9 protein-coding genes are annotated in these 12,942 nt (G+C 53.9%); 3 read left to right on the plus strand and 6 right to left on the minus strand.

Going from position 1 to position 12,942, the window contains the following annotated elements:
* Position 1 precedes the first annotated feature (1 nt).
* Entirely contained in the window at positions 2-742 is a 741-nt protein-coding gene (locus AB8B75_RS20450; protein WP_405364822.1) for an ABC transporter ATP-binding protein, read from the minus strand.
* Between AB8B75_RS20450 and AB8B75_RS20455 the strand changes: the two genes are divergently transcribed.
* Positions 741-2,387, plus strand: coding sequence for a methyl-accepting chemotaxis protein (locus AB8B75_RS20455; RefSeq protein ID WP_405364807.1), 1,647 nt, complete (start codon positions 741-743; stop codon positions 2,385-2,387). The genes AB8B75_RS20450 and AB8B75_RS20455 overlap by 2 nt on opposite strands.
* A gap of 176 nt (positions 2,388-2,563) precedes the next feature.
* On the opposite strand, the gene AB8B75_RS20460 is transcribed toward AB8B75_RS20455, so the two are convergent.
* The 4 genes from AB8B75_RS20460 to AB8B75_RS20475 form a co-directional block, all read right to left on the minus strand.
* Positions 2,564-4,405, minus strand: coding sequence for a BCCT family transporter (locus tag AB8B75_RS20460; RefSeq protein WP_405364809.1), 1,842 nt, complete (start codon positions 4,403-4,405; stop codon positions 2,564-2,566).
* A 141-nt stretch (positions 4,406-4,546) separates the two neighbouring features.
* The gene (locus tag AB8B75_RS20465; RefSeq protein WP_405364811.1) at positions 4,547-4,786 is read right to left on the minus strand and encodes a hypothetical protein; all 240 of its coding nucleotides are present in this window, start codon (positions 4,784-4,786) and stop codon (positions 4,547-4,549) included.
* Positions 4,787-4,866: 80 nt separating this feature from the next.
* The gene (locus AB8B75_RS20470; protein ID WP_405364813.1) at positions 4,867-5,433 is read right to left on the minus strand and encodes a helix-turn-helix domain-containing protein; all 567 of its coding nucleotides are present in this window, start codon (positions 5,431-5,433) and stop codon (positions 4,867-4,869) included.
* An 891-nt stretch (positions 5,434-6,324) separates the two neighbouring features.
* Positions 6,325-8,745, minus strand: coding sequence for a methyl-accepting chemotaxis protein (locus AB8B75_RS20475; protein WP_405364815.1), 2,421 nt, complete (start codon positions 8,743-8,745; stop codon positions 6,325-6,327).
* A gap of 774 nt (positions 8,746-9,519) precedes the next feature.
* On the opposite strand from AB8B75_RS20475, the gene AB8B75_RS20480 reads away from it, so the two are divergent.
* Positions 9,520-10,053: an ImmA/IrrE family metallo-endopeptidase gene (locus tag AB8B75_RS20480; RefSeq protein WP_405364817.1), complete on the plus strand. Its 534-nt coding sequence runs from the start codon at positions 9,520-9,522 to the stop codon at positions 10,051-10,053.
* A gap of 663 nt (positions 10,054-10,716) precedes the next feature.
* Here the strand turns inward: AB8B75_RS20480 and AB8B75_RS20485 are convergent.
* On the minus strand, positions 10,717-11,739 hold the full coding sequence (locus AB8B75_RS20485; protein ID WP_405364819.1) for a permease: 1,023 nt from the start codon (positions 11,737-11,739) through the stop codon (positions 10,717-10,719).
* Positions 11,740-11,824: 85 nt separating this feature from the next.
* On the opposite strand from AB8B75_RS20485, the gene AB8B75_RS20490 reads away from it, so the two are divergent.
* Complete coding sequence (locus AB8B75_RS20490; RefSeq protein ID WP_405364821.1) at positions 11,825-12,682, plus strand: LysR substrate-binding domain-containing protein; 858 nt, start codon at positions 11,825-11,827, stop codon at positions 12,680-12,682.
* The last annotated feature ends 260 nt before the right edge of the window (positions 12,683-12,942 follow it).

A 12,942-nucleotide genomic window follows, 5' to 3' on the forward strand; every position in this document is an offset into this window, starting at 1 on the left:
CTCAATGCCTCGTCTGCTGCAGATCGTCCCAAATGCTATGGACGGTTTCGCGAAAATTTGCGCTCTCACGGGCTTCCATCATATCGAGCCTATTGCCTTCAATTTCGATTTCGTAAGTCCGGATGACCTCGGTGGGTCGTTGGCTCAGCACAAGAACACGATCCGACATGGACACCGCTTCCTCGACATCATGAGTGATAAGCAGGGCAGAGCGGTTTTCTTCTCTCACAAGCGCCGCACAATCATTTTCGATCAACAGTTTGGACTGAAAATCCAGCGCGGCAAAGGGCTCATCAAGAAGCATCACCTGTGGATCGGTCACCAGCGTTCGGGCCAAGGCGGCACGCTGACGCATTCCGCCAGAAAGGCGGTAGGGATAAGCATGCTCGGAACCGGCCAGCCCCAGTCGTTTCAGCAATTGATAGGCGCGTTCTTCACTTTCCTGCTTGGGTGTTCCCTTGATTTCAAGTCCGAGTACAGCGTTGCCCAGCACCGTTCGCCACGGCAAGAGAAGGTCTTTCTGCAGCATGTAGCCCGTACGCGCCGGTACTCCCGACAAGGGTTCACCGTACCAGCGGACATTCCCCGAAGTGGGAGGGATGATGCCTGAAATCACATTGAGCAGCGTGGATTTTCCGCAGCCCGAAGGGCCGACTATGCTGACGATTTCTCCCGCATTGAGGGTGAGTGTTAATTTCTTGATGACATGGGCAAGATGATCTGCGCAGGTGCTTGGTTTGATGCAGGACTACCAAATTGCATTCAACGAATATGCGGGTGTGTACTTTGAAGAAACGGCAGCCCGTAGTGCTGTTTCTGCCGCCTTCGCCAGTGCAGAGCAGCCCCTCGAAGACCTTAAGAATTTAATCGAAGCCGATGCGGCGGCCAAGAGCGCGAAAGCCGAGACATTCTCAACAGTTGTCTTGATTGGCTCGATCGTGGCTTTCCTTTTCACCGCCCTGATATTTTTCAAATGGGCGAACAGAGTGGCCCACCGTATTGTCCGACCGTGGCAGGAGACAGTAGATGTCGTCAATGGATTTGCCGATGGCCATGCAGAAATCGACACACTCAAAAATCACTATGACGAAGTGGCGGAGGTCGCGACGGCGTTCGAGGGTTTCCACGCAGCGATTGTAAAACAGGAGAAGGCGGAGCAAGAGCGTCGTGAACAAACCAGTCGAGAGGTAGAGCAGGCTGAACAGAGTACCCGCGATGCGAAAGAGCAAGCCGAACTTCGCAGTCGGCAAGAGCAAGACGCGCAGATTGCGCGGGAGCGCGAAGTTGTTGAGCAGATTTCGAAAGTTGTTGATGCCTGTGCGCAGGGTGATTTCACCAAGCGCCTCTCAACTGACGACAAACAAGGCGCATTGGCGCAACTGTGCATCGGATTAAACAAAATCGGGGAGGTCGCGGACTCGGGCCTGACAGAAGTGCGCAGCGCACTGGAGGCTATGTCTACTGGTGATCTGGCTCATCGCATGGACGGTGATTATTCAGGGATCTTCAAGGATATTTCCCAGACGATGAATGCGACGGCAGACACCCTCGCCTCAATCATTGGTCAAATTGACAGCAGCAGCGAAACGATCAATCTGTCTACAAAAGAACTGGCATCAGCGTCTTCCAATCTTGCTACTCGCACCGAAAAAAATGCGGCCTCCCTTGAAGAAACCGCAGCAGCGACAGAAGAACTTTCTGCATCCGTCAAGTCGACTGCCGATACAGCGGGGAAGGTCAGCGGCGAAGTCGGTGAAATGAAAAACCAAGTCGATGAAAGCATCTTGGTGGTCACGAATACGGTTGATGCGATGAATGGAATTCGAAACGCCTCCTCCGAAATAACGAAGATTACTGGTTTGATTGATGATATTGCCTTTCAGACTAACTTGTTAGCGTTGAACGCAGGCGTTGAAGCAGCCCGTGCAGGCGAAGCGGGTAAGGGTTTTGCTGTGGTCGCCACGGAAGTGCGGGCACTTGCTGCAAGATCCGCAGAAGCAGCCAACAGCATTTCCGAATTGATTGAGGAAAGCGCACGGCAAGTAGAAAAAGGTGGCAAGCTCGTTGATGACGCCGGAACATCGTTGGAGAAAATAACACAAACTGTGGAAGGGGTAGTCCGAGGTGTAGCGGACATCGCCATGTCTGCAAAGCAGCAGGCGGAAACTATTTCCGAAATCACGTCTAGTACAAGCGAACTGGACAGAGCCACGCAGTCAAACGCTGCAATGTTTGAAGAAACTGCGGCTGCCAGTCAAGCACTGGAGACAGAGGCGCAAGCACTGTCGGAAGCTGTCTCTTCCTTCCATGGCCATAATACGATTTTGAGTCAACACGGAGGTGTGGCGACGGACGCTGATTCTGTTCACGACGAGTTGGCTTCGTAAGGTTGAGCACCATAGAAATTGCAGCCACTAGTGCAGTTTTTGTGCTTCCAGGCGGACTGATGCCAGCGCAGCGGGTAACCGATCGCATCATCCGATTGGCTGATAAGTGAACGCCAAGTAAGTGCCCCGACGTTGGTAATTCTCAACGCCGGGGCTGTTTTTAGCCTTTGGGTAGATTATTCAGCTGGCTCCGCAATTGTCATACCCGCTTTCTCACGTCGGCTGTCGTTGATAAGCGCTTTTGCCAGAGCAACCGCCATGATCACCATGACGAAAGTGAACGGCAGTGCTCCAACAATCATTGCATCTTGAAGCGGGGCGAGCGGATCAGCGTTGTCGGGGTCCAGCGCGCCCGCGACCAGCAGGCTTCCGATCACGCCTGTCAGGATCAGACCCCAGATGATGCGGTGTTTGATGCCGGTCTCCGTCGCACCACCCGACATGATCGTGTTCATTACCAGGATACCCGAGTCTGCCGACGTCACAAGGAACGTCATGATCAGTATGACGCACATCACGATCACTGCTCCGACCAGCCATTCAGGCAGGATCATCTGCAATGATACGAAAAGTTTGTTCGTGTTGGACGCGGCAATGATCGCACCGTCTGCCACGCCGCTCAACTCTGCTTCGACAGCGGTACCGCCAAGGATGGTAATCCAGGCAAAACACACCATTGCCGGAGCTATCACGCAGCCCAAGATGAACTCGCGTACCGTGCGGCCCTTGGAGATGCGCGCAAGAAACAAACCCACAAACGGCGAGAATGCGATCCACCACGCCCAATAGAACGTGGTCCACCCCGACTGCCAGCCAAAGAGCCGCCCTTGCGTACCCGCCTCATAGGCTGCGGCCTGAAGGCTTGGATCAAGTGCGGCGGCCTCGCCGGTCAGCCCCGCGACAAAGCCCTCGTAATTGCCCCAGGCATTCGTCGCCCCTGCATAGAGACCCGATGCCGCAGCTTCAGCTTCTGCCGGAAGTGCTGACTCGAATCCTGATTGTGAGAGCGGGCCATAAGCTTCAAAACTCAGCGGGATGAAGTGCAAGATGTAGTCCGCCAAGCCCTTGCCATAGGTCGTCATGGAGAACATGAACGACCCAAAGACAACGAATGTCAGCAACAGTACCAATGACAGAACAAGGTTGAGGTTCGACAGGTACTTGATCCCGCGTCCTACACCTGAGACCGCAGACAGTATCGACATACCCATGATGACGCAAAGTGCTGCAATAAGACCGACAGTTGAGGGCAAGGGTGCCGCACCATCCACAGACGCGGCCATCAGCCATTCCATGCCAGTGACGTTGTAGACGCCGTCGACAAATTGACTCACGCCGTACCCAATGGTTACAGCCACGCCGAGAATGGTCGCCACGACACCCAGAACATCAACCATGTGACCGATGAAGCCGTTAGCGAACCGACCCAGTACTGGCGTCAATGCGGTGCGGATCGTCAGCGGCATGTCCCTTGTGTAGGCATAGTAGGCGAGACTCAGGCCCGTAATGACGTAGATCGCCCAAGCGTGGAACCCGAAGTGCAGAAACGAATATCGAAATGCGGATTGCACTGACTCGGGTGAGTTCGGCTCCGCGCCCTGCGAGACAATGATCGGATTGGATCCCCAAAGACCGACAGGTTCAGCCGTAGCGAAGACCATCAGTCCTACACCGAGGCCAGCGCCGAACATCATTGCAAACCATGAAAATGTCGAAAACTCTGTTGTTGTGTTGGCTCCGCCGAGCTTTCGCCGTCCGGTTGGCAGCACGACCAACACCAACAAGAAAAACGCGAAAAAGCCAACAGCGATGATGTAGAACGTGTTGAACCCTAAAAGTGTCGCCCAATTCCACCCGTCCAGTGTGGCGGTGGCGCTGATAGGCCAGATGATCGCCCAGAGTAACAACCCCACCATTGTCACCTTCGATATCAGCGCAATCGGCAGACTGTGACCTTCATAAAACCCCGAATCCTGGGTGTTGATGTCCAGATCGGTAAATGGTTCCTTTAACTTCATTGTCCTCTCCTTTGCATTTCGTTGTTATGTCTCGCCGCTCTATTGCATCGCGGCGTTTGATCTTTCGTGCCCACCCAGAAACACCGTGCGTGACTGGCTTGATTTCGTCTCTTCAAAACCTATCGCTAAATTGTCCATCGCTTAGCAATAGTTGATCGATAAACGGCGAGCGCCCTCCGCGCGCGCATCCTTCAACGTGTCTTCGAGCGTATGTATGTTATTGTTGGCGTGCTGATTGATGACCGTACAGGCGTGTTGCATCCCCACTACATCCAATCGCGCCGACTGGGGTGAAGGACGCAGGCTTTCTCGTTTGTCGAGGCCATCTTCCCTGACCTGAACAAGGCCCTTGCTGACTTGGTCTAGGAAAATACTGGACACGCGCGCCTCCGCTTTTATGGAGGCTATTCCGTAAAAAGGGATTCTGTCAACATAACGGAGGCCCTGCGTTAAGTTGGAATTCAGTCTTCCTTCACAATCAGCAACACGCGCGCGGCAATCGGTGCACGGATGGAATGTTCCAGATCAGCAGCATAACGGATGGTATCGCCTAGCGATACCTCGGCCGTTTCATCTCCGGAGGTAACAGAAAGACGTCCTTCGAGCACGGTCAAATGCTCTACAGTTCCTGTCTTGTGAGGCGCACTGTCCAGGGCCGCGTCGGGGTCAAAGACGATGTCATAGACTTCCGTATCGCCCACATCGGTGGTTGAGCTGAGTATCCGAATGGAACACCCGGCCGCACGATTCTGGATCCGTGGTGTTGTGTCGGCACGTAGTATTTCGCGGATCGGGTGGAGAGGCTTGGTGTCTTCGTCTAGTAGCGTCGAGAAATCCACGTTGAGCGCCTTGGTCAAATTCCAGAGGCTGGCGACCGTGGGGCTGCTTTCTCCACGCTCGATCTGGCTGAGCATTGAGCGCGAGACACCGGACAAGTTGGCCAAGGCATCAAGGCTAAGTCCTTTGCCTTTGCGCTCATCTTTGAGCCGCGCGGCAAGCCGTGTCGTGATTTCGACGTTACGTGTCACTCGCTTTTGTCCGTTTCCAATTTATTAGAATTGCTACCAGTATGACGCATGATGTGTAGGGAATCTATCGTTGTTCCAGAATTAGTGGCTGCCGCACGAGATGGACAACGTTACTCACAAATTCCTTCACGGCAGAGTATCTCTAACATGGTTTTTGTGGTGCGCTTATGAGGTTTTCGATGGGCTCTTAAAAATCAACAAACGCCTCGGTTCCTTTCTTGTCAGAACGTGTCGCAGCTCTCCATCTCTCGCCAATTGCCCAGGGGTTTCCGCGGCCTCATCCAAACCGCACTTTCGTTGCATCGCGCAAGAATAGGCAAGACACGGGACGACATTACGGTGCTTGGTTGGGGCATCTGCATGATCGGCGGTTGGCTTGGATTTAAGGTCCGGAAAATGCTACGAGAATTTAGAGCGATCTCAGGGTTTTGCAAAGTCAGCAATCTTCGAACAAAAGCGCTCTTGTTCAAAACTTGCTCCCGAAATTTTGGACTCCAACGGCTTATTTTCCCTGCGTTGAACGCAAGTCGTTTGGGCTCAACAAACGTCAGTTCGGAATTTGCAGACCACGATCCGCAATGTATTCTTTGTGACAAGCTTTTGACCGCAATGTAGTGGGGTTCGGGCTGCTTGCCATCGCGGTTGGCGGCATGATCTCGACACTTGCATCAGGGGGCTGGGCCCCTACAGCGAGGTGTACGACTTGCCAGACGCTACTGCTCGCGCGCAGGAAACGGCGCCGATGTCGTTGCCGAGGAAGTCCAATACCGGAGCAGGGGATGCAAGTTCTTTGCGCGATTCTGGAGGTAGCCCCGGCGCTGTGGAAGTGCAGCCAGGACGGACGAGGTATACTGTCTTAAAGAAAAACAATCCTCGATCCGCCCTGTCTGATCAGAAATCTTCCCAATCGTCGCCCGCGAACGGTTGACCTCCTGCAACGGCCAAGACCTTTTGCGGTTGCTGAGTTGGTACACTTGGTTCCTCGACGATTACTTCAGTCTTGGGACTGTTCGCCACCGCGCTCTCTTTCGATACACCGTGAAACTGCTGCAAGGCTTTCGCCAGCGTCGTGGCCTCGCCACTCATCGACACACTGGCCGCATTCATCTCTTCCAGAGAAGCGGCATTCGTTTGCGAGGATTTGTCAATGGAACCAATTGCAGTATTAACTTCCTCAATACCCGCGGACTGTTGTTCAACCGCCAGGGCAATCGCAGAGATTTCGCCAGAGGCAATCTCGACTTCAGAAATGATTGTTTCGAGAGCTTTGCGTGACTGGGCCACCTTCTCAACACCAACTTCGACGCTGTTATTGTTCTGGTCGATGACCTTGCTGATTTCCTGTACCGCGTCCTGCGAACGTTGCGCCAGCGCCCGGACTTCCGAGGCAACCACCGAGAAACCACGCCCGGCCTCACCGGCACGCGCTGCTTCCACCCCTGCATTGAGAGCCAGAAGGTTAATCTGGAAGGCGATATCTTCAATCACCTTAACGACGCGATTGATCTGCTCCGACGCTTCGGTCATCGCGTTGATCGATTCCTCGGTTTCATTGGACACTTCGCGGGTCTTATCTGCGCTTTCACGCACTTTCTTGGTCGCTTCATTAGCTGACTTCGCGTTTTGGACGACCTGACGAATGCTTGCGGTTATCTCTTCAACCGCTGCAGAGGTTTCTTCCACCGCAGCCGCCTGCTCTTCCGCACGCTTGGCCATATCAGTGGACGATTTCTCAAGATGAGACGCGTTTCCAGATACGCTCTGGCCGCTTTCCATGATGTCCGCCATGGTCGAAGAAAGCGTTGTGAGAGCCGTGTTGAAGTCATCCTTCATCCTGAGGAATGCGCCCTTGCGGTCCCCGTCGATCCGGATGCCAAGGTTGCCCTGTGACAACTCACCGATGCTTCTGACGATGTCATCGATGTTGGTTTCGGTTTGCTCCAGCAATTGGTTGATCACATTCGCCAGCCCGACAAGTGCCTGATCATCAAGATCTTTTGACATGCGGTTAGAGAAGTTACCCGCGGCGGCCTCGCCCAACACATGCTCCATGTCGTTCTGGAAGTTCTGTAGCGTCTGCATCCGCGCACGTTCCGCTTCGCGTTCCAGCTCTTCTGCTGCGCGTTTCTCTTTCTCGATCTCAGCTTCACGCAACCGCTCAGCTTCCTCACGCTCGCGATCGGCTTTTTCTTTCTCTTTGACTTCCATATCCAGGTCACGCGCCTTGCGGGCGTTGTCCAGAAATACGGCCATGGCATTGGTCATCGTGCCAATCTCATGTTTGTCTTCACTCTTCTCGATCTCGACATCGAGGTTGCCATCGGCCAGCTCGGTCATGCCTTTGGTGACCGTCAAGAGGCGCGTGGAGATGCTTCGCGCGCTGAAATAGGCCAGCAGCCCGCCAACGATGACACCAGCGACAACCATTCCAATCACAACAAAAAATGACTCTTTCGCAATTTTCAAACCCGTGTCGCCGAGTTGCTTTTGATGGTGCGATATCGCTTCTACGGCATTGTGTATCAACAATAGAGCCGCGGGGCCGATTTCGTCCATCCTGTTGTATTGTTCGTTTCGAGCGAGTATGGCATCGGTCACGACCTTGAGCGCATTGTCAAAGCGGTCCATCTCGACAAGCACGGATTCGGCCAGCTCTCTTCTGCGCGGGTTCTGCAGCTCGGCCTGCAATTTCAACATGTCGCTTCTGGCAATTTCGATCTTATCATGCGCTTTTGCCGTATCGACGGGATCGTTCGTCACCAGAAAATGCTCCAAATGCAGGCGGCTCAGCAGTAGATCTCGCATCGCCAGGCCAGCAACTGAACTTGCCACAGGGTCACCGTCGCGCATTGCGGATTCCATAATTTCGGACAGCTGTTCGCGCGCATTCAAACTGATGGTAATGATGTTATCGACCAATACGGTGCTTTCATTCTGAAGCGTCACGACCCGGAACATCGCGGCTTCGTATTCTTCCAGCAAAGGGGGAATCTCTTCAAGGCCCTCTTGTTCCGGAAAACCTTCCAGCATTTCAAACATCTCTTTTTCAATGGCGGTAATTTTGGCCAGGTTCTCCGACACATCGGCCACATGCTCTTCATTCAGATCAAACCGATAGTGAAGCGCAGCGGAGCGCGCCAGATCAAGGTCTTCCATCATTTTGCCCGCTATGATGCCAGAGCTGGCCACCGTGCGATATTCCTTGAAGGTTACGGTCAACCCCCTTGTCTCAAATGATGCGAAGCCACCGACCAGAATGATGATGGCTACCAAAGCCCCCATGCTGGAGAAGATTAGTTTCGAGATAGACATTTGGTGGCCCCTACGGCTGGATACATCTTTGTGTACAAAAACCCGGTAGCGGCCGTGTGTTAAAAAAATGATACCATTGGTTTCCCCGTTTCGATGCACGACGACCCAATCCCACAACAGCGGTATTGCTCGAATGGGCAAATGCAATTGAAACCTAGAGCATTCTCAATGCTGCCCGCGTTCTCTACGCCATTTTAGTAAAATGCGGTGGACAACCATCAAATGGAACGTTCGCCAGGATGTTGATACCGACGAGAAAACCACAGCCCATCTGTCAAACGGCTTTGTCTGTTCCGAACCGCGGCTTTTGACAAAACCAAGGCTTCAGGACAGCGTTTGGAATGACGTATTGAAAGCCGTCATTGGTCCAGTCGCAACCAAGTCATTTTTGGCCGCCTCTCGATGGTTGAAATCGGCTGCGGTGGTGCTTGCCCTACGCGACGTGTCCAGGGTTGGGTTCACACCTTCGGACGAAATATTGATGCAAGAGCAAACGTTCGGCTCCAAAGACTGAATAACAGTTTTTTCCGCCGACCCCTGATCTGGCGCTCAAATCCAACGGCAGCTAAAGGGTTGCTGCGGCCATCTGACCAAAACCATCAGATGTCGGCTGCGCTCCCAAAGACACCTAGTCCGATCTGTGGCAGGCTGACAACGTAGAGACCCGCGCCATATCTTGCGCCCAAAGGTCTGCGAGCCCGCCAAAGATTCTCAGTATGGTAATCTTTCGGTCCTATCAGCGCCTACAGATTTTGAATGAAAAAGGTTTGTAACATGCCTGCCAGACACCTGTCCTATCCCTATGTCGAGCCAGATGCGGCGTGCCAGACGCGCCTGGAAATACAAGCTCTGGCGGACCGTTGCGCACAAAAGTGGGGCTTCAGAAGCGGAAAATCGTTGGACGAAGTTTGCAAGGTAGCTGGCGTGGATATCGAATACTCTCATCGCCCAAATGAAATAATGCTGGAAATACCGCTGGAAGAACAACCGGTTATCTGGCTGCCTCGCGCCGGGCGCAAACGTGATGACCGCGTCATAATAGCAACGGCACTTGGGCACTGGGCATTGCACGTGGACGAAACACGCAAAGCAAAACCGGGTTGCGGCATTCAGGCTTTGTATGAACCAGATTCAAATCAAGCACGAGAAGAGGCGAATACTTTCGGATTGGCTTTTCTTATGCCAACAGAAGAGTTTGTAGTGTCCTGGTCTCAAGGGCGGTCCCAGGCGGCTTCCTCTCAATTTGATGTACCAACCAAGATCGCTTATCTGCGTGCTAAAAGTCTTGAGCTGGGCGACACGGGCTAAGTCAAGGATTCCTTGGTTTTCGCGCAGGACAGATCGCTTTTGGGCTGCCTGTGGTCATCTGAACGAAACCGTCGTGTTTCTGCTGCGCGCCCAAACTATTTGGTGCAGCATCTTGCACTAATGTCGGCTGCTGGGCTAGGAGCAGCGTGAACCACCTCGCCTGTTTTGGGTCATACGTTCCAACTGAACCTCGTCGCCTTTTCAGACACATCCCACAGCTTTGACACGATAGTTTTGTCATGGGTTTGAGGATGCAATGTGCCCTTTCCAACCGACCTACGAATTCCATACGGCCAGTCGGTCCACAAGCCCGTGGTATTCGACAGATCAGAACCTCTGATGAGTGCCAGCTCCAGATCGGCACCGGTGAAATCGGCATCCGAATGTGATCGCGTTTGTACTTCCGAAGGCGTAATTTGTTGCTCACCAGCATTGCCGGTTCTCCACTCGCGCTCGCATAGAACAGGCGCTTGATGCAGCATCTGGGAGGTTTAGGCTCTTTCGACACTTTCGACACTTTCGACACTTTGGCCGTGCAGGTCGCGGAAGGCCGGTTCTGTAAACATCGCCGTTCGGTGCGCTGCTCACGAACTGGTCAGGCGCGGACAAAGCACCATTTCCATGCAGCCACGCCAATGGCTGCTCTTGGTAGGCTCAAGTCCTCTAAACTACCCAATCAAATACATATCCAGCTGCCAGCGAGCCTAAGAGGGCCAAGGCGAGATACAGCAAAAAGGGTCTCAGTTTCAGGACCGGGGCAATCGCCAACGCTCCCCAGATGCTGACCACACCGCCTGAGATTAAAAAGGCCATGGCAGCGCCCTCAGACATGCCGTTTTCAATTAGACCACGAGTCAAAGGAAGCGCAGCGTAGCCATCGATATAGGCCGGCGCTCCGACAAAAACGGCTGCAGGTATGGCCCACCACTGATCCTCCCCAACATATGCGGCGAGCGAACCCGGCGTCAGCGCAGCATTCAGCGCATACTCGGCTGTGAATGCAGGGATCAGGCAAATCAGGATCAGCCGCGTCGTTGCCCAAAACTGTGTGCTAAAAGACCGCCGACGCGCCCGTGTTCTCCAGACCCATGGGTCGAAAGTCCGAGCCGCTCCACAGCGTTCAGCGCTCAGTTGGCGCGCCAGCCCATTGTCGCGAAGCGCGTTCGACGCCCAAGGTGTCTTGGCAAACAACCCAGTGATCGCTCCGCCAAAGACACCCAAACCAAAGGCCGCGAGCGTTTTGCCAATGGCAAAGCTCAGACCAAGGGTTGCCGCCGTCGTTGCAAGCATAGCTGGATCTGTGATCGGGGATGACAACCAGAATGCCATGATCGGGGCCAGCGGAACGCCTGCCGCCAAAAGTCCAGCCATCAATGGCAATACCGTCACGCCACAGACGGGAGTAATCGCGCCAATTAAAGATGCGGTCATGACCGTTCGCAACGTTTTGCCTTCGAACGCGACAGCAATGTGTGCATCTGCTCCGCTGGCGATGATCCACGCCGCAAGAAAAATGCCTAGAATGACGATGGGGGCAACGACAAACAAGCCCCAAAGAACGAATTTAGCAGCAAGCACCGAGTGTTCCGGCCAAGCAATACCTATACCTATCAACAGGAAAAGGCATATGCCCTGCAGCGCAAATTTTTTGTTGGAATGGCGGTGGGCAACTGTTTGCTCTGACATTGCATACTCCTCTAACCTTGAAGACTACCGATCAGCGTGTCATATGTGAAACGAATAGTTTCAATCTCTGGTATTGGATAAACGGATGGAAAATCTGGACAGCGATTTGCTGCGCACTTTCGTCGCCGTAACACAAGCTGGCAGCGTCACGGATGGTGCCGCGCGCATCCATCGATCCCAATCCGCCACCAGTCTTCAGATCAAGCGCCTCGAGGCCATCCTCGGACAACGCGTTTTTGAACGGCACGGGCGCGGCGTTGTCCTAAGCGACACGGGCCGCCAGTTGCTGCCTGTTGCACTGGAAGTCACCGCACGCCTCGACAGCGTGCTGCGAGACATCTCCCAAAATACTGTGGCAGGCAAATTGCATGTGGGTATTCCTGACGATCACGGCCGGGCCAAGCTGGCGGAGATCCTAGCGTCCTTTGCCCGTCACCATCCCAAAGTCGAGCTGGATGTGACCTGCGCGTTGAGCACACATTTCCCCGATGCACTTGACAAAGGAGTACTCGACCTTGCGATTTATGAGGTGGAATGCCCGAAAGAACACGAAGAAGTGCTGATTGAAGATCCGACGTGCTGGGTGTCGTCCGCGCATCGCGAATTCCCTGCTAATGAATGCCTGCCTGTGGCCTTGTTCGATCACACTTGCTGGTGGCGTGACGCCGCAATCACCTCGCTGAAGGCTCGTGGAAAGCCGCACCGCATCGTCTATTCCAGTCAAAGTGTTTCAGGCGTGATCGCAGCAGTTGAAGCCGGGATTGCAGTCGGTCTGCTGGGCCGCTCATCGTTGCACTCCGGCCTGTCAGTCATGAGCAATACTCTTGGCTTTGGAAACACACCGACCTCCAAGCTGGTGATGGCGGTAAGCGGGTCAGAGGAGACCAGGCCGCAAGACGCGATGAAAGCAGCTATACGCTCTGCATACTTGACCGAAGTCTAGAAAAGTAACCATTCGTGCCACTTCAACATACGTCAATTCAGGCTTGCTGCCGACATCTGAACGTTTTTGTCCGTTGACCGGTGCCAGCCCAAAGCCGACTTTCGTTTTGAGCGTTCACGGTCGGCAATCGGCTCTTTCCTGCCGTTCTCCACTTCGCAGTATCGTGGCGGGTTTGCCTAGATCCCGTCACCGTTCGCGGTCCTGAAGCGGATGAGGTGGGTTGCTCCTGCTCCACCGGCATCGAATGTGCCAAAGTGCAG

Source organism: Roseobacter sp. (genome assembly GCF_045106495.1).
Classification (GTDB): Bacteria; Pseudomonadota; Alphaproteobacteria; order Rhodobacterales; family Rhodobacteraceae; genus Roseobacter.